The sequence below is a fragment of the Arthrobacter sp. AL05 genome (genome assembly GCF_029960715.1).
In the GTDB taxonomy this organism is placed as follows: Bacteria; Actinomycetota; Actinomycetes; order Actinomycetales; family Micrococcaceae; genus Arthrobacter.
On record NZ_JASBRC010000011.1, the window covers coordinates 39,700 to 56,705 of the forward strand.

Annotated in this window: 15 protein-coding genes; 3 read left to right on the forward strand and 12 right to left on the reverse strand. The window is 65.9% G+C overall.

The annotated features are described in order from the left end of the window. Nucleotides 1-57 precede the first annotated feature (57 nt). From QK287_RS13665 to argS, 12 genes are all read right to left on the reverse strand, one after another. The gene (locus QK287_RS13665) at nt 58-1,014 is read right to left on the reverse strand and encodes a glycosyltransferase (RefSeq protein WP_226774452.1); all 957 of its coding nucleotides are present in this window, start codon (nt 1,012-1,014) and stop codon (nt 58-60) included. Between the two features lie 6 nt (nt 1,015-1,020). Then, entirely contained in the window at nt 1,021-1,929 is a 909-nt protein-coding gene (locus QK287_RS13670; protein WP_282360423.1) for a glycosyltransferase, read from the reverse strand. A gap of 1 nt (nt 1,930) precedes the next feature. After that, the gene (locus QK287_RS13675) at nt 1,931-2,698 is read right to left on the reverse strand and encodes an L-threonylcarbamoyladenylate synthase (RefSeq protein ID WP_282360424.1); all 768 of its coding nucleotides are present in this window, start codon (nt 2,696-2,698) and stop codon (nt 1,931-1,933) included. Beyond that, nucleotides 2,695-3,606 carry a peptide chain release factor N(5)-glutamine methyltransferase gene (gene prmC / locus QK287_RS13680; protein ID WP_282360497.1) on the reverse strand — a complete coding sequence of 304 codons (912 nt, stop codon included), beginning with the start codon at nt 3,604-3,606 and terminating at the stop codon, nt 2,695-2,697. The genes QK287_RS13675 and prmC overlap by 4 nt, the downstream gene beginning before the upstream one ends. Before the next feature lie 17 nt (nt 3,607-3,623). Beyond that, nucleotides 3,624-4,697 carry a peptide chain release factor 1 gene (gene prfA, locus QK287_RS13685; protein ID WP_226774449.1) on the reverse strand — a complete coding sequence of 358 codons (1,074 nt, stop codon included), beginning with the start codon at nt 4,695-4,697 and terminating at the stop codon, nt 3,624-3,626. A 105-nt stretch (nt 4,698-4,802) separates the two neighbouring features. Beyond that, on the reverse strand, nt 4,803-7,004 hold the full coding sequence (rho, locus tag QK287_RS13690) for a transcription termination factor Rho (protein WP_282360425.1): 2,202 nt from the start codon (nt 7,002-7,004) through the stop codon (nt 4,803-4,805). 69 nt (nt 7,005-7,073) lie between these two features. Then, nucleotides 7,074-7,289 carry a hypothetical protein gene (locus QK287_RS13695; protein ID WP_226774447.1) on the reverse strand — a complete coding sequence of 72 codons (216 nt, stop codon included), beginning with the start codon at nt 7,287-7,289 and terminating at the stop codon, nt 7,074-7,076. A 40-nt stretch (nt 7,290-7,329) separates the two neighbouring features. Continuing rightward, entirely contained in the window at nt 7,330-8,316 is a 987-nt protein-coding gene (gene thrB / locus QK287_RS13700; RefSeq protein WP_226774446.1) for a homoserine kinase, read from the reverse strand. Between the two features lie 2 nt (nt 8,317-8,318). After that, nucleotides 8,319-9,425, reverse strand: a complete 1,107-nt coding sequence (gene thrC / locus QK287_RS13705; protein ID WP_282360427.1) for a threonine synthase — start codon at nt 9,423-9,425, stop codon at nt 8,319-8,321. After that, nucleotides 9,426-10,772: a homoserine dehydrogenase gene (locus QK287_RS13710; RefSeq protein ID WP_226774444.1), complete on the reverse strand. Its 1,347-nt coding sequence runs from the start codon at nt 10,770-10,772 to the stop codon at nt 9,426-9,428. Beyond that, the gene (lysA, locus tag QK287_RS13715) at nt 10,773-12,275 is read right to left on the reverse strand and encodes a diaminopimelate decarboxylase (protein WP_282360429.1); all 1,503 of its coding nucleotides are present in this window, start codon (nt 12,273-12,275) and stop codon (nt 10,773-10,775) included. 5 nt (nt 12,276-12,280) lie between these two features. Further along, nucleotides 12,281-13,930: an arginine--tRNA ligase gene (gene argS, locus QK287_RS13720; RefSeq protein WP_282360430.1), complete on the reverse strand. Its 1,650-nt coding sequence runs from the start codon at nt 13,928-13,930 to the stop codon at nt 12,281-12,283. 185 nt (nt 13,931-14,115) lie between these two features. Here argS and QK287_RS13725 point away from each other — a divergent pair, with 185 nt between their 5' ends. From QK287_RS13725 to QK287_RS13735, 3 genes are read left to right on the forward strand one after another with little or no spacing between them, the layout of a single operon-like run. Beyond that, entirely contained in the window at nt 14,116-14,553 is a 438-nt protein-coding gene (locus tag QK287_RS13725; RefSeq protein WP_226774441.1) for a hypothetical protein, read from the forward strand. 36 nt (nt 14,554-14,589) lie between these two features. Next, on the forward strand, nt 14,590-15,462 hold the full coding sequence (locus QK287_RS13730; protein ID WP_226774440.1) for an FAD:protein FMN transferase: 873 nt from the start codon (nt 14,590-14,592) through the stop codon (nt 15,460-15,462). Beyond that, nucleotides 15,459-16,994, forward strand: a complete 1,536-nt coding sequence (locus QK287_RS13735; RefSeq protein ID WP_282360431.1) for an oxidoreductase — start codon at nt 15,459-15,461, stop codon at nt 16,992-16,994. Before QK287_RS13730 ends, QK287_RS13735 begins: the two co-directional genes overlap by 4 nt. The last annotated feature ends 12 nt before the right edge of the window (nt 16,995-17,006 follow it).

Below are 17,006 nucleotides of genomic sequence, written 5' to 3' on the forward strand. Positions count from 1 at the left end.
GGAACCCCGGGTCCTTAGGGGTCCGGCGGGACGGGTTCGTCCGGACCTGCACCTGCCTCAGCCCTCCTTACGGGGAGCTGGACCGGGCACCGGCGGCATCGGCTGCCAGTTGCGGTCGGCCAGGATGGCCCGCGATTCGCGCCAGCCGTTCCACAGCGCCCCGGCTCCCCTGATGCTGCGCTCCACCAGCACCAGCCGAGCAACTTCCTTCAAATAAGTCAGTGCCGTTCCGGCACCAAAACCCAGCCTGTTGAACTTGCCGTAGGCACGAAGGTACTGCGCCACATGGCCCCGATTGCGCATCACGTAGCGGCGGCTCAGGTCACTCGAATCATTGAGGTGGCGGACGCCCAGATCCACTTGGCGCTGGGCCCGCACCTTTTTGATAACAAAGGCGTTTACATAGACCACCGGGGTCTGCTGCGCCGCGAGCCAGCCGTAAATGAGGTCGTCCCAGGTGATAAAGAACCGCGGATCCGGCAGGCCGATGGTGCGGGCCAGCGAGGCCTTGATCAGCATGCCCTCGAAATTTCCCACGTTGGTCCGAAAGACCTCCGAGGTACCGAAGACATCCCCGGAGACGGGCAGGAAAACGCCGAGTGATTCAACAAAATGGTGCTGCCAGAAGAACGGCTTGCCGGCGGCATCGTAGCGGCGTCCTATCATGCACGAGTAGTCCGGCGTGAACTTGTCAAGCGCCTCGACCGCCCCGGGGAGTACCTCGACGTCGTCGTCCATCAGCCAAAGCCATTCGGCACCGGCCGCGAGGGCAAGCTCCACACCGCGGGAGAAGCCGCCGGAGCCGCCGGCGTTCGCGGAAAGCCGTTCGTACTGGATCGGCACTGCACCGGAGGCCATTGCTCGGGCAATAACGTCAGGGGTGTGATCGCTGCTGGCGTTGTCCACCACCACGATCCGGTCCGGCCGGGTGCCCAGCCGGCTAAAGGACTCGAGCAGATTCTGCAGTAAGTCGGCACGGTTGTAGGTGACAACGACGGCGAACAGCTTCTCCACGCCGGCCTAGCTGTTGGTCGGCATAAGCTGTGCGGGCGAGCCGAAGCCCTGACCGCGGAAGCCGGTGGAGTAAGCCCGGAACCACCGCGCGAGGCCCTTGACGTCACCGGTTTTCAGGAAGAAGTAAGGGAACCCGACGATGTCGGCGCCGAACCAGCGCAGGTTCCGGTACTTCCGGGTGAGGTAGCCGCGGTTGCGGAAATAGCAGTACCGCTTGAACTCGCCCTCGGGAATAACGGGGGTAAGGAACCCGCCGAAGACGGGTTTCATCTCCGTCCAGGTAGCCGGGTGCTGGACGGCGACGGTGGCCAGGGTGCCGTATTTGAGGCCGGCCTTCTTGACCCGCGACAGGAAGTCGACCTCGTCGCCGCGGATAAAGAACTTCACGTCAGGGATGCCGATCTTGTAGAACACCTCCGTGCGGATCAGTGCGCCGTTGAAAAAATGCACCATGTCCGGAAGGTAGCCCATCGACGCGAGCCTGGAGCGGTCGTTGGTCAGGAACCCGTTGATCCGGAAATTGAATGAGAGCCGGTTGGGATCGGACGTTGCGGCGACGAGGGGGCTCACAATGTCGAGCTGGTGCTCTTCGGCGCACTTGAGCAGTTCGGCGAGGCAGCTCTTATCCTCGGGGTGCCCGTCATCATCCATCATCCAGATCCACTCCGCGCCGCTGGCCATCGCAGCCAGAATCGCATAAGCGAACCCTCCGGCACCGCCGAGGTTCGCCTCGGAGCGCAGGTAGTTGATGTTCTCCCCGCCCGCGTTGACGATCGCGGTCGCCGGGACGGTGCCGGAGTCCACGAGAGCGATCGAGTGGATGGGAGCCGTCTGGTCGGCCAGGCCCTTGAGCAGGAGGGTGAGTTCCTCGTGGCGGTCGAAAGTTACTGCCGCGACGGCGACTTTGGGGTGCATGTCAGTTCCTCGGAGAATCGTCGTCGGCGGCGGGTGTAGCGCTGTCCTCAGCGGTGCTGTGTGACGGGGTGGCAGTGGTGGTGTCCGGGGCATCAACGGCGGCGGGCTCCTCGCCGGCACCGAGCAATTCCGGCACAACCTCCCGGAGCCGCTCCAGGCTGATGGCACCCTTGCGTACCACCCGCAGCGGCACGGAGGTGGCATCAACAATGGTGGACGGCAGCGCATCGGACCCCTCGACCGGCCGCGCGCCGCCCTCCAGGTAGACCTCCACGGATTCCGCCAGCTGGGCTTCGGCCTCCGCAGCGGTCTGGGCCGCCGGCTGTCCGGTGCGGTTCGCCGAGGACACTGCCAGCGGACCGGTCAGCGTTAGGAGGTCCTGGGCGAGGTCATCGGCCGGGAGCCGGAGTGCGACGGTGCCTCTGGTGTCGCCGAGGTCCCAGTCAAGGGACGGCTGGGCATGCAGGATCAGGGTGAGAGCGCCGGGCCAGAATGCCTCTGCCAGGCGCCGGGCCTCGGCCGGAACGTCCGTTGCGAGGCCGTCGAGGGCATTGAGCCTGGGGATGAGCACGGGCGGCGGCATTTTGCGGCTGCGCCCTTTCGATGCCAGCAACAAGGTCACCGCGAGGGGTGAGAACGCGTCGGCGGCGATCCCGTACACGGTGTCCGTCGGGAAGACCACACACTTGTGCTCCCGGATGGCCCGCTGGGCGTGTTCAAGTCCTGCGGCGCGCTGCTCAGCCGCCGTGCAATCGTAGCTAGTCGTCACTGGCCCATTCTTTCATCACTGGATGAGTTGCCCCGGCCACCAGGCGGAAGCCGGTCGGCAAGGACGGCACTCGTGGCCCGGTCCCTGCCGTTGAGGTCACGATGTGTGGTAACGCGGGACCAACGTCCGGAGCGCTCCAGCATCGCGGCGATCCAGCCGGCCTGGACTTCGGCGTGCTCCATCACAAAATATCCCCCGGGGAGCAGGAGCCTGGCGGCGGAAGCCGCTGCCGCCGCCGGAAGCTCCATACCGTCCGCTCCCCCGCCGTAGAGTGCCTCGGGCGGGTCGTGCAGCGCTACTTCGGGTTCGTTGGGGATCGCGCCGGCAGGAATGTAGGGCGGGTTCGAGACCACAACGTCGAAGGTGCCGTTGTGCGCGGGCAGCGCATCACGCAGATCACCACGGGTCAAGTGAACGCCGAGCGGCAGCAGATTCCTCGCGGCCCACGCGTGCGCGAACTCGCTGAATTCGACGGCGTGGACCTCGGCGCCGGGAATCTCGTGCGCGATCGACCCGGCGATGGCTCCCGACCCGGTGCCCAGATCGACCACCTTAGGATGCGCCTGTCCCTGCAGTCTGTCGATGACAAGCTGCACCACGGTTTCGGTTTCCGGCCTGGGAATAAACACTCCCGGCCCGACTGCCAGCTCCAGGTACCGGAAATGCGCAACGCCCGTGATGTGCTGCAGCGGAACGCGCCGGGCCCGCTCGGCGATGAGCTCCTGATAGCCAACCGGTGCCGGGCTGTCACCGAGCATCAGCGCACGGAGCCGGCCGAGGCCAACGCCCAGCAGATGATCTGCGAGCAGTTCCGCGTCGGCTCGCGGACTCGGGACCCCCGCGGCGGCCAGCGCTGCGGTGGCCTCGCGGACGGCGTCCGCAAGGCTCAGGCCGGCTCCTTCTGGTATCACCACGCCGGGCCCGGCTAGTCGCCGATAGCGTCGAGGCGGGCCTGTTCGTCCATCTCGATGGCCGACTGGATGACCGGTTCCAGGTCGCCGTTCATAACCTGGTCCAAGTTGTACGCCTTGTATCCGGTGCGGTGGTCCGCTATCCGGTTTTCCGGGTAGTTGTACGTGCGGATTCGCTCCGAGCGGTCCATGGTGCGGATCTGTGATTTGCGCTGGGCAGAGTTTTCGGCATCAATCTGCTCCTGCTGGTGCGCCAGGATGCGGGCACGCAGGACACGCATGCCGGCTTCACGGTTCTGCAGCTGCGACTTTTCGTTTTGCATGGCCACCACAATGCCGGTGGGAAGGTGGGTGATCCGGACAGCGGAGTCGGTGGTGTTCACGGACTGGCCGCCGGGGCCGGACGAACGGTAGACGTCGATCTTGAGGTCGTTCTGGTTGATCTCAAGTTCTTCGGGTTCGTCCACTTCGGGAAGTACCAGCACACCGGCAGCGGAGGTGTGGATGCGCCCCTGGGATTCCGTCACGGGAACGCGCTGCACCCGGTGCACGCCGCCTTCGAACTTGAGCCGCGCATAGACACCTTCTGCCGGGTCGCTCGAGTTGCCCTTGATCGCCACCTGGACGTCCTTGTAGCCGCCCAGGTCGGATTCGTTGGCAGAAATCATCTCGGTCTTCCAACCCCGGGTTTCCGCGTACCGGGTGTACATCCGCAGCAGGTCGGCGGCAAAAAGGGCAGCCTCGTCGCCGCCTTCACCACCCTTGACCTCAAGGATCACATTGCGGGAATCGTCGGGGTCCCGCGGAATCAGGAGCCGGCGAAGCTTGGCCGCCGCCGTCTCCAGCCCGGCCTCCAGGACCGGAACCTCGGCAGCAAACTCCGGGTCTTCGTCCGCCATCTCTTTGGCAGCGGCAAGGTCATCCTCGATACCGTGCCAGGCGTGGTACGCCTCGACAATGCCGTTCAGCTGGGCCGAGCGCCGCCCCAGCTTTCGGGCAAGCTTCTGGTCAGCGTAGACAGCAGGATCCCCAAGCTGCGCCTGGATGGCATCATGCTCATCCAACAGGCCCTGTACGGACTCAAACATTTCAAAACCTCTTTCGACTTCTACAAGTCTAGTAATGCCGTGCGTTGGGTGGAACGACAAAGGGGCGGGGCCCGCAAATATGCGACGGCCCCGCCCCTGACTCAGCTACTTGTCGTTATCGGACTTCGCACCAAGCGTCGTCTTCTGCACCTGCATCAGGAACTCGACGTTGCTCTGGGTCTCCCGGATCTTGTTGGTCAGCAGTTCAAGGCTCTGCTGCGTTTCAAGTCCGGACAGGACCCGGCGCAGCTTCCACATGATCTTGACTTCCTCGGGCGAGAGCAGGTTTTCCTCACGGCGCGTGCCTGAGGCGTTGACATCTACCGCCGGGAAGATGCGCTTGTCCGCGAGCTGGCGGGACAGCCGCAGTTCCATGTTGCCGGTGCCCTTGAACTCTTCGAAGATGACCTCGTCCATCTTGGAACCGGTCTCGACTAGCGCGGTTGCCAGGATGGTCAGCGAGCCGCCGTTTTCGATGTTGCGGGCGGCACCGAAGAACCGCTTCGGCGGGTACAGCGCGGCGGAGTCGACGCCACCTGAGAGGATACGGCCGGAAGCCGGTGCCGCCAGGTTGTAGGCACGGCCCAAACGGGTCATCGAGTCCAGGAGGACCACAACGTCCATGCCCATTTCCACGAGGCGCTTGGCGCGCTCGATGGAGAGTTCGGCCACCGTGGTGTGGTCGTCGGCGGGGCGGTCGAAGGTCGAGGCGATGACCTCGCCCTTCACGGTGCGCTGCATGTCCGTGACTTCTTCGGGGCGCTCGTCAACAAGCACCATCATGAGGTGGACCTCAGGATTGTTGGTGGTGATGGCGTTGGCAATTGACTGCAGGATGAGCGTCTTGCCGGCCTTCGGCGGCGAGACGATCAGGCCGCGCTGGCCCTTGCCGATCGGGGCGACCAGGTCGATGACGCGGGGGCCGATCTTCTTGGGGTCCGTCTCCAGGCGCAGGCGCTCGGAGGGGTACAACGGGACCAGCTTCGCGAACTCAACGCGGTCCTTGAGTTCCTCAGGCGTCTTGCCGTTGACCGAGGTGACGCGGACCAGCGCGTTGAACTTTTGGCGGGCGGTCTGCTGCTGGTTCGTTTGCTGGGACTCGCCTTCGCGCGGTGCACGGATGGCCCCGACGACTGCGTCGCCCTTGCGCAGGTTGTACTTCTTGACCTGGGCTAGGGAGACATATACGTCGTTCGGGCCCGGCAGGTAACCGGAGGTGCGGATAAACGCGTAGTTCTCCAGTACGTCCAGGATGCCGGCGACCGGCAGCAGGACGTCGTCCTCGGTGACCTCGACGTCGTCGACGTCCGGGCCCTGGGCGCGTCCCCGACGCCGGTCATTGCGGTCGCGGAAACGGTCATTGCGCGCGTTGTTATCGCGGCTGTCCTGTCCGCCGGAACGGTCATTGCGGTCGTTGCGGTCACGCCGGTTCCGGCGGTTCCGCCGGCTGCCGCCATCGCTGTCGTCGTTGTCCCGGTTGTTATCGCGGTTGGCTGCGTTGTCCCGGCTACCGGCGTTATCGCGGTTGGCTGCGTTGTCCCGGCTACCGGCGTTTTCGCGGTTGGCTGCGTTGTCCCGGTTGTTATCGCGGTTGCCCGCGTTATCGCGGCTGGCAGCAACCTCGTCGCGGCCGCCGCGGCTGCGGGTGTTCTCCCGGCGCTGGCCGTCTTCACTGCCCTGGTCTGCCTGGCGCTGCTCGGCGGGGGCCTCGACGACGGGTGCGGACTGGGCTGCAGCCTGCTCGGGTGCCTGGGCAGCAGCTTCGCCGCGGCGGCGGTTGCGGGTCCGCGGCTGGCGGGCACGGTCGGCGCCTTCCGAGGCAGCAACCGAGCCGGACTCGACGGCGTTGGATTCGGCAGCTGCCGGAGCCTCCGCTGCGGGAGCGGCCTGGGCGGGGGCCTCGGTGGCAGTAGCAGTGATGACGCCGTCGCTGCCGGCGCGGCGGCTGCGGCCACGTCCCCGGGCACGCGGATTTTCCTGGACCGGAGCCTCGGATTCGACGGCGGCAGCCGGAGCAGCGACCGGCGCCGCTGCCTGTGGGGCGCTGCCGTTGCCGTTCACCGTTTCAGCGCCGCGGGCCGGCGCCTTGGACACCGGGGTACCGGCGCGGTGAGCCGAAATTGCAGAGACAAGATCGCCCTTCCGCATCCGGGAACCGCCGGAAATCCCCAGCTGGCTGGCGAGAGCCTGCAACTGGGCGAGCTTGAGGCCTGCAAGGCCACTGCTCTTGGCGGGTGCGGCCGTTGACGATCCGGCAGCAGAAGATGATGTTTCCACAGCTGAAGACAGCTCAGTGGTTTCGGTCACGAAGGATCCTTCCCCCTCGACGGCGGCCAGGCTAGGAGCTGGACGCGATGATTTGATCTGGGCTGCAGTTCAGATTTGCAGCCGGGATTTCGGCCTTGCCGGATGGAAATTGGCCAGCACGGCCAGATACTGCATCGCCTGGCGCGTTCCAAAGAAATGAGAAACGGCGGGCTGACTCTTCAGGGGTGCAGGGATATTTTCTGCGGATTCCTGCGTCAGACCAAAAGCAGGCGGCACCGGGCAATATTTCGCAGTGAAAGATGAGAGAGGCAACAAGGCCAACATCGCGGTCTTTTGAACAGTAACTGAATTACCGCCTGCGTGATTACCGCCGGTGCACTTCCACTTTAGCACCTTCGACGTCCACAGCCAGCTTCATCACGCGCCAGCCGACGTCCGGCGTGTTGCCAGCCGTAAAAGCGTTGATGAACGCGACGGCAGCCTCTGCCTGCCGCACCCCATTGGCCAGGACCAGCACCGTGGGCCCGGCCCCGGACACGGCGGCCGCAAAGCCAGCCCGCCGCAAAGCCGCGATCAAGTCGGCGCTGGGCCGCATGGCCTCGGCACGATAGCTCTGGTGCAGGTAGTCCTCGGTGCCGGCAAGGAGGAACTCCGGTTTTTGCGTCAGCGCGTGGATCAGCAGGGCCGCACGTCCGGAATTCATCGCCGCGGCGTGGTGGCCCACCGAGGCCGGCAGCAGGGCACGCGCCGTCTCGGTGGATAGTTCAAAGTCCGGCACGGCGACCACCGGAACAACCGCCGCAGCGACGGCCGCGCACGTGCTGCTGTACTGGTCACTGTCCTGCCATGAGAGCGCCAGTCCGCCGAAAATTGCGGGTGCGACGTTGTCCGGGTGGCCTTCCATCTCACTGGTGAGCTGCAGGACCCAGTCCTTGCCCCGGCGCGATGCTTCGGGAACCAGCGCATTGGCGGCGGTGACGGCGGCGACCACGGCTGACGCTGAGGAGCCCAAACCGCGGCCGTGCGGGTTGACATTGTCTGCCGTGATCCGAAGCCCGCCGTGCCGGAACCCCAGGCGGTGCAGGGCCTCCGTGATTGCCTTCACCACCAGATGGCTGGCATCACGGGGCAGGGATTCCGCCCCTTCTCCGCTGAGCTCAAATTCCAGCTCGCCGCTGTCCAGGGTTTCCACCGACAGGGTGTCGAACAGGGACAGCGCCAAACCCAGGCTGTCGAAGCCGGGGCCAAGGTTCGCACTGGTGGCCGGCACCCGGACCGTCACGAGCTGCCCGGCCGGTATCTCCGGGGCGTCGGCGGCGGACTCTGCCGGGACGGTGAGGGTGGTTTCCACGGCTATTTTTCTTCCAGTCCGAGGGCTGTGGCTACGGTGACGACGTCGTTGGCGACCTTGACGGGCTGCACTTCGCTGCCGTCCTCCGCGCGGAGCGCCCACTGCGGATCCTTGAGGCCGTGGCCGGTTACGGTGATGACAATTGTCTTGCCAACCGGCACCTCGCCGGCGGTGTGCTTCTTGATCAGCCCGGCGACGCCCGCAGCCGAGCCGGGTTCCACAAATACACCCTCACGGGCGGAGAGCCAGCGGTGGGCTGCCAGAATTTCCGCATCGGACACGGCTTCGATCACGCCGCCGGACTCGTCGCGCGCCGCAATGGCACTGTCCCAGGAGGCGGGGTTGCCGATCCGGATGGCTGTCGCAATCGTGTCGGGCTCGGTGATCGGATGGCCCGCGACAAAGGGTGCCGCGCCGGCTGCCTGGAAGCCCCACATCACCGGGGTCCTGGTGGAAACGGCGGCGAGTGTGCCGGCGGTGGTGGATTCAAACGGCGAGCAGTACTCTTTGTAGCCCTTCCAATACGCGGTGATGTTGCCGGCGTTGCCCACCGGGAGCACATGGAAGTCGGGAGCGTCCCCGAGCCAGTCAACCACCTCGAAGGCGCCGGTTTTCTGGCCCTCGATCCGGGCCGGGTTGACCGAATTGACCAGGAAAACCGGGTAGGACTCCCCCAGTTTGCGGGCGATGTCGAGGCAGTTGTCGAAGTTTCCGTCGACCTGCAACAGGGTTGCGCCGTGGGCGATCGCCTGGCTGAGCTTGCCCATGGAGATCTTGCCTTCCGGCACCAGCACAACGCATTTCAGCCCGGCCGCGGTCGCATAAGCGGCGGCGGACGCGGAGGTGTTGCCTGTGGAGGCACACACAACGGCCTTGGCGCCGGCGGCCACCGCGGCCGTCATGGCCATCGTCATGCCGCGGTCCTTAAACGAACCGGTTGGGTTCATGCCTTCGACCTTGAGGTAGACCTCGCAGCCTGTGAGCGCAGAAAGCTGCTGGGCGTAAACGAGCGGAGTGCCGCCCTCCCCCAGGGTAATCACCTCGGTTGCCTCGGTGACCGGAAGACGTTCAGCGTACTCGCGGATAACGCCGCGCCATTGGTGAGCCACTTAGACTCCTTCTACCCGAAGGACGGATGTAACGGAATTGATAACGTCCAGGCCCTTGGCGGCCTCGACGGTGGCCGCCAATGCGGCCTCGCTTGCGCGGTGGGTGACGATCCGGAGTTCCGCCGACTCGATGTTGGAATCAGCATCGCGATGAGTGGTCTGCCGCATGATTTCAATGGAGACGCCGTGGTCGGCGAAAAGCCGGGCGATCTTGGCCAGCACACCGGGCTGGTCCGCGACGTCCAGGCCGATGTAGTAGCTGGTGGCAGCGGCAGTGATGGGAAGCGCCGATACCTTCCCCGTGGTGGTCTCGGCCCTGCCCGGGCCGCCCAGGACGATGCTGCGGGCTGCCGAGACAAGGTCCCCCATAACTGCGGAGGCCGTGGGCTTGCCGCCGGCACCTTGCCCGTAGAACATCAGCTCGCCGGCGTTTTCGGCCTCGATAAAAACGGCGTTGAATGCACCGCGTACTGCTGCCAGCGGGTGTTCGCGCGGCAGCAGCGTCGGGTGGACCCGAACCGAGACACCGGTGGTTCCTGCGGCGTCGGTTTCCGTGCCGGTTTCCCCGCCTGCGGCCGTCAACTTTTCGGCGATCGCGAGCAGCTTGATGACAAAACCGGCGTCCTTCGCCGCGGCGATGTCGGCGGCGGTGACGGAGCTGATGCCCTCGCAGTACACATCATCGAGGGAAAACCTCGTGTGGAAGGACAGCGAAGCCAGGATCGCGGCCTTGGAGGCGGCGTCGTGGCCTTCAACGTCGGCGGTGGGGTCGGCCTCCGCATAGCCCAGGCGCTGGGCCTCGGCCAGGGCATCGGCGAATTGCGCCCCGGTCGAATCCATCTGGTCCAGGATGAAGTTGGTGGTGCCGTTAACGATGCCGAGCACGCGGGTGATCCGGTCGCCGGAAAGGCTGTCCCGGATCGGACGCAGGATGGGAATGGCGCCGGCGACGGCGGCCTCATAGGACAGCTGGACGCCGGCTTTATCCGCTTCCTCGTGAAGCGTCGGGCCGTCCTTGGCAACGAGTGCCTTGTTGCCGGTGACGACGCAAGCGCCGTTCCGCATGGCAGCCAGGATCAGGCTGCGCGCCGGCTCGATGCCGCCCATCAGCTCGATCACCAGGTCGGCGTCCTTAACCAGAGCGCCGGCGTCGGTGGTAAAGAGTTCCCGGGGAAGTTCAACATCCCGTGGTGCGTCGGTGTTGCGCACGGCAATACCAACGAGTTCCAGGCGGGCACCGGAACGCGAGGCCAGCATGTCGGCGTCGTCAAGGAGAATCCGCGCAACCTGGGCCCCAACATTGCCACAGCCCAGGAGGGCTACTTTCAGGGTTCGCAATTCAGTCATTCAGACTCCCATGTCGCGGTTCAGCAGATCTTCTTCGGTTTCCCCGCGGACAATGAGCCGGGCAGATCCGTCGCACACAGCGACAACGCCCGGCCGGGCCAGATAGTTGTAGTTGCTGGACAGGGCCCAGCAGTAGGCGCCGGTCCCCGGTACAGCGAGCAGATCACCGGCTGCCACGTCCTCGGGCAGGTATACATCTCTAACAACTATGTCGCCACTCTCGCAATGTTTGCCCACCACGCGGGACAGTTGCGGAGCCGCGGCGGTGGCCCGCGAGGCCAGGATTGCCGAGTAATCCGCGTCGTAAAGCACCGGGCGGGGGTTGTCGCTCATCCCGCCGTCCACCGACACATACCGTCGCGGGTACGTAACGTTTTTCCCTGAGTTTTCGCCCGGTGCACCGGAAACGTCGGTGCGGGCGGCCGGCGCATCCACCCGGACCGTCTTTAGGGTGCCTACTTCATACAAGGTGAAGGTGGTGCTGCCAACGATCGCACGGCCAGGTTCGATCGAAATCCTCGGGGCCGTAATGCCCAGCTGCTCGCATTTGGAACGGACGACGGCGGCCATCGCCTGCGCGATCTCGGCGGCCGGCCGCGGCGTATCCACAGGCGTGTACGCGATACCGTAGCCGCCGCCAAGGTCGAGCTCGGGCAGCACTATCGAGTACTTTTCCTGCATCGCGGCAAGGAAGTCGAGCAGCTTCTCCGCGGCAAGGGCAAATCCGTCCGGCTCGAAGATCTGCGAACCAATGTGGCAGTGCAGGCCCAGAAGTTCAATGCCCGGGTAGCCCGAAGCCGCAGCCACGGCTTCCTCGGCCGCGGACAGCCCGGCCAGTTCGGTGGAATCCCCGGCCATGGAAAGACCGAACTTCTGGTCCTCGTGGGCGGTGGCGATGAATTCGTGGGTGTGGGCGTGCACGCCCGGGGTCAGCCGCAGCATCACCTTCGCCGTTTCGCCGCGGGCGTCTGCGATCTTCGCTACGCGGTCCAGCTCGGCCAGGCTGTCGATGACGATCCGGCCCAGTTTCATGTCCAGGGCACGGTGGATCTCGGCGTCGGACTTGTTGTTGCCGTGCAGCGCGACGTCCGCGCCGGGGATCCCGGCGCGGGCCGCGACGGCGAGTTCGCCGCCGGAGGCCGTGTCCAAGCGCAGCCCCTCCTCCTCCACCCAGCGGACCACCGCGGTGCACAGGAAGGACTTGCCCGCGTAGTAGACGTCCACTCCCCCGCAGATGTCGGCGAAAGCGTTATTAAAAGCATCGGAAAAAGCCCTGGCCCGGGCCCGGAAGTCGCTCTCGCTCAACACAAACAGCGGAGTACCGAACTCGCGCTGCAGTTCGCTGACGGCCAGCCCGTCTATGGTCAGCTCCCCGCTGTTATTGCGGGCCACCCCGCCGGCCCACAACGGCTTGTGCAGGGCGTTGAGGTCCGCGGGGACGGCCAGCCAGTCCGGCGCGAGCGGGGAGGCCGCACCGGAGGTGATGGAAGGGTTGGTGGTCATAACGGTTACATCCGTTCCGGCGCCGAGACGCCCAGCAGTTCCAGTCCGTTGGCCAGCACCTGGCTGGTGGCGTCGTTGAGCCACAGCCGGGTGCGGTTAAGGTCGGTGATCGGTTCGTCGCCCTGGGGCGCCACACGGCAGGCGTCATACCACCGGTGGTAGGCGCCGGCGATGACTTCCAGGTGGCGCGCCACGCGGTGCGGCTCGCGCAGTTCAGCGGCCCTGGCCACAATCGAAGGGTAACTGCCGAGGTAGGAGAGCAGCTCATTTTCGGTGGCGTGTTCCAGCAGGGACGCCTCGAAAGCGCTGCGGTCCACTCCGGCGGCGACGGCATTGCGGGCCGTACCGCAGGACCGGGCGTGCGCGTACTGGACATAGAACACCGGGTTCTCATTGCTGTGTTTCTTCAGCAGTTCCGGGTCCAGGGTCAGTGGTGAGTCAGCAGGGAAGCGCGCCAGCGAGTAACGGACCGCGTCCTTGCCCAGCCAGGAGATGAGGTCCTTGAGCTCGATGATGTTCCCGGCGCGTTTGGAGAGCTTGGCGCCGTTGACCGAGACCAGCTGGCCGATCAGGACCTCGATGTTGACCTCCGGATCGTCCCCGGCAGCGGCAGCAATGGCCTTGAGCCGGTTGATGTAGCCGTGGTGGTCGGCACCGAGCAGGTAGATCTTCTCGGTGTAGCCGCGGTCCTTTTTGGACAGGTAGTAAGCGGCGTCGGCGGCGAAGTAGGTGGGTTCGCCGTTCGCGCGGATCATCACGCGGTCCTTGTCATCACCGAAGTCGGTGGTGCGCAGCCAGACCGCGCCGCCGTCGTCGTAGACGTGTCCTTGTTCCCGGAGCCGCGCTACGGCGTCCCCAATGGCGCCGGCGTCGTGGAGTTCCTGTTCGGAAAAGTAGACATCGAAGTCGACCCCAAAATCGGCCAGGGTCCGCTGAATGTCCTTCAGCTGGGCCTTGTACGCCGCGCCCCGGATCACCGGCAGGGCGGCGACGTCGGTCAGCTCGCGGATGTCCGGATGGCGGGTCAGTACCTCATGGCCCAGATCCGCGATGTACTCGCCCGGGTAGCCGCCTTCGGGCACTCCGCGGCCGCGAAGCCGGGAAAGCACTGAATCGGCAAAGACGTTCATCTGCGAGCCGGCATCGTTGACGTAGTACTCGGCCGTGACATCGGCGCCGGAGGCCCGGAGGACGCGGGCGATTGCATCGCCCAGCGCGGCCCACCGGGTATGGCCGATATGCAGCGGGCCGGTGGGGTTCGCGGAAACGAATTCCATGTTGATCGTGTGGCCGGCGAGCGCGGTATTGGTGCCGTAACCGGCTCCAGCTTCGACGATGGCCTTGGCCAGGGCGCCGGCAGCGCCGGCATCCACGGTGATGTTCAGGAACCCCGGCCCGGCGATCTCGACGGCGGACACCCCGGCAATGGACGTCAGCCGGGCACTGAGCAGGGAAGCAAACTCCCTCGGGTTGGTGCCCGCGGCCTTGGCCAGCTGTAGGGCAATGTTGGTGGCCCAGTCGCCGTGGTCCCGGTTCTTCGGACGCTCAACGCGCACCTCATCCGGGACGTCGGATGCGGAAAGGCCGATTTCACCGGCGGCGACGGCGTCTTTCAGGCAGGCGGATATGGCGAGGGAGAGTTCTTCAGGGGTCACGGTTCCAGCCTACCGGGGCGGTGGTGTGACGGGAATTTGGCGACTGTTGGACCGGCCCGGATCGCGGGATGAACCACTACGCTGAAATATACGTTGTTATGGGGTAACGGCGGCGGGCGCCGATCAATGCACGCAGCCTTCCGTCACCACCGCCTCCGATCGTCGCTACAGAAATGAGCAGCCGTATGACCACCTCGTTCCGGAAAAGCGTCTTCGTTGGCATCGCCGGACTCTCCCTGGTGGGCTCCGCGGCGGGCTGCGCACCCGGACAGGCCGCCGGAACCGCCGCGACCGGGACCGCACCGTCCGCCGCGGCAGGCACCGCCGCCTACAGGGACGGCACGTACAGCGCCGACGGCAGCTATGTCTCGCCCAACGGCACCGAGACCGTCGGCGTGACACTGACACTGGCCGCCGGTGCAGTATCCGATGTCCAGATCACCCCCCACCCATCCAACCCCAACACCAAGAAGTTCCAGGGCGAATTCGCCAGTGGCATCAAGGCCCAGATTTCCGGCAAAAGGCTCGACGAGATCAAGGTCAGCAAAGTGGCGGGCTCCTCGCTGACCAGCGGCGGCTTCAACCAGGCTGTCGAGAAGATCAAGGCCGAGGCCGCGTCATGACCAGCAAGTCATAGCCAGCAGCCGGCAGGAGGAAACGTGGCGCATCCGGGCTGGACCGGTTTCCGTTTCGAAGGAATCGGTACCCGTTGGGAGATCTCAACACCCGCACCGCTTCCGGACGCGCTCCGCCGCCGGCTGCTCGCCACCCTCTCGGACTACGACAGCGCCTGGTCCCGGTTCCGGCCGGACTCCCTGATCTCTGCCGCGGCGAGGCGGCCGGGCCGCTACGTCCTGCCGGCCGAGGCAGCCACCCTGGGGCCGCTCTATCAGACGCTGTATACGCTCACCGGCGGTGCCATGACACCGCTCATCGGCGCCAGCCTCGAACAGCTCGGCTATAACGCCGGGTACTCCCTGCGCCCGGTCGGGGTGCCCTTGCCTGCCCCGGTTTGGGACGAGGTGCTGAACTGGCAGGGAAGGGTGTTGACCATCAGCGCCCCGGTGGTGATCGACGTCGGGGCCGCCGGCAAAGGCCAGCTGGCGGACCTGATGTCCGCAGTACTTCGCGACGCCGGGATCGAGGAACATTTCATCGATGCCGGCGGTGATTTGCTCAATGCCGGCGCCCTGGGTGTGGATGTGGGCCTTGAGCATCCTTATGATCCTGACCGGGCCATCGGCATCGTGCGTCTGGGATCCGGCGCACTTTGCGGGTCCGCTGCAAACCGGCGGGCCTGGGGCGACGGACTGCACCACGTGCTGGACGGAACCACCGGGGTGCCGGTGCGCACCGTCGTTGCCAGCTGGGCCATGGCTGCGACGGCCATGGTCGCCGATGCACTGGCAACTGCGCTGTTTTTCGTCGAGGGATCCCGTTTGCAGGAGACATTCGACGTCGCCTGGCTGACGGTCCACTCGGACGGCCACGCCGAGTACTCAGCCGATTTTGAAGGGGTGCTGTTCCCATGACCACCACAATCCCGACACCTCTCAGCTCACGGCTGGACGCAGCCCTGGGCCGGTTTACGATGTACCGGCTGGTCCTGTGGGTCCTGGCCGTGCTGGCCGGCTACAGCCTGTTGCTCGATGTGCTCGGCTGGCTGACGTTCGGGCTCCCGGAGATGACCGCCCACCTGGTCCTCTGCCTGGGCTTGAGCTATGCCTCCAACCGGGGCCTCGCAGCAGTGTTCCATGTGCGGCCGCACTCCGAGTCGGCGCTGATTACCGGGCTGCTGCTGTACTTCCTGTTCTGGCCGACGCAGTTCTCGGCCGGGCTGCAGTACCTGGATCTGGCCGGTGTCGCCCTCGCCTGCGTGCTGGCCTCGGTATCTAAATACGCGCTGGCCTGGCGCGGCCGCCACCTTTTCAACCCGGCGGCGGCGGGGGCGTTCCTCACCGGGCTGACCGGACTCAACATCGCCACCTGGTGGGCCGCCACCCCGGCAATGCTCTGGCTGATGCTGCCCGGGGTCCTGCTGGTGCTCTACCGGGTCCGGAAGCTGCTGATGGCGTCCGTGTTCACGCTGGTTGCAGTGTCAGTTGCAGCCGTGGAACTGCTGCGCACCGGGATGCTGCCGGGCGAGGCGCTGTGGCAGACCCTGGCACAGCGCCCGGTGCTGTTCTTCGTCGGTTTTATGCTCACCGAGCCGCTCACCCTGCCGCCGCGGCGGTGGCAGCAGCTGGCGCTGGCCGCCGTCGTCGGGCTGCTGTTCGCCGTCCCGTACAACCTGGGCTTCGTGGCCAATTCCCCCGAACTGGCGCTGCTGGCAGGGAACGCCCTCGCTTTTGCCGCCGGCCAGCGCGGCCGTGTGCTGCTCCGCTTCCGGGGCTCGCGTCCGTTGACCCCGACGACGACGGAATTCAGCTTCCAGCCGGAGCGCCCGCTCCGCTTCACCCCGGGACAGTACATCGAACTGAACCTGCCGCATTCGAAGGCCGACCACAAAGGCCGGCGGCGGGTCTTCAGCCTGACCAATCCGCCGGACTCGACCGCGCTGACGATCGGGGTCGGGACGGGCGGTCAGCTCTCCACGGCAAAACAGTCGCTCCTGGCCCTGGAACCCGGCCAAGAACTGACGGCCACCAGCATCGGCGGCGACTTTGTGCTGCCGCGGGCGGCCGGAGCGCCGGTGCTGCTGATCGCGGCCGGTATCGGCATCACCCCGTATCTGGCCCAGCTGACCGGGGCTTCCGCCGGTGCGCGGGACGTGGTCCTGCTGTACCTCGCCGTGAGTGCCGCCGAACTCGCCTACGCCGATGAGCTCGAACGCACCGGCGTCCGGGTTATCGCCCGCCTGGCCGACGGGTCCGCCCCGCCGGCGTTTATGCAGGACGCGGGCGCCGTCCGGATCGATGGTGCCTCGCTGAAAGATCTTGTTCCCGACGTCGCGGACCGGGATGTCTACGTGTCGGGCTCGCCGGCGAGTGTCCGCTCACTCAGCGCCGCTGCCCGCCGGTCCGGGGCTCGGAGGATCCACGTGGACTCCTTCTCCGGCTACTGAGCGCGTCGATTT

Excerpts from the sequence above, each read along its gene's own strand:
- QK287_RS13670 (WP_282360423.1), bottom strand. The coding sequence starts at position 1,929 with ATGCACCCCAAAGTCGCCGTCGCGGCAGTAACTTTCGACCGCCACGAG.
- prfA (WP_226774449.1), bottom strand. The coding sequence starts at position 4,697 with ATGTTTGAGTCCGTACAGGGCCTGTTGGATGAGCATGATGCCATCCAG.
- QK287_RS13695 (WP_226774447.1), bottom strand. The coding sequence starts at position 7,289 with ATGTTGGCCTTGTTGCCTCTCTCATCTTTCACTGCGAAATATTGCCCG.
- QK287_RS13710 (WP_226774444.1), bottom strand. The coding sequence starts at position 10,772 with ATGACTGAATTGCGAACCCTGAAAGTAGCCCTCCTGGGCTGTGGCAAT.
- lysA (WP_282360429.1), bottom strand. The coding sequence starts at position 12,275 with ATGACCACCAACCCTTCCATCACCTCCGGTGCGGCCTCCCCGCTCGCG.
- QK287_RS13725 (WP_226774441.1), top strand. The coding sequence starts at position 14,116 with ATGACCACCTCGTTCCGGAAAAGCGTCTTCGTTGGCATCGCCGGACTC.
- QK287_RS13735 (WP_282360431.1), top strand. The coding sequence starts at position 15,459 with ATGACCACCACAATCCCGACACCTCTCAGCTCACGGCTGGACGCAGCC.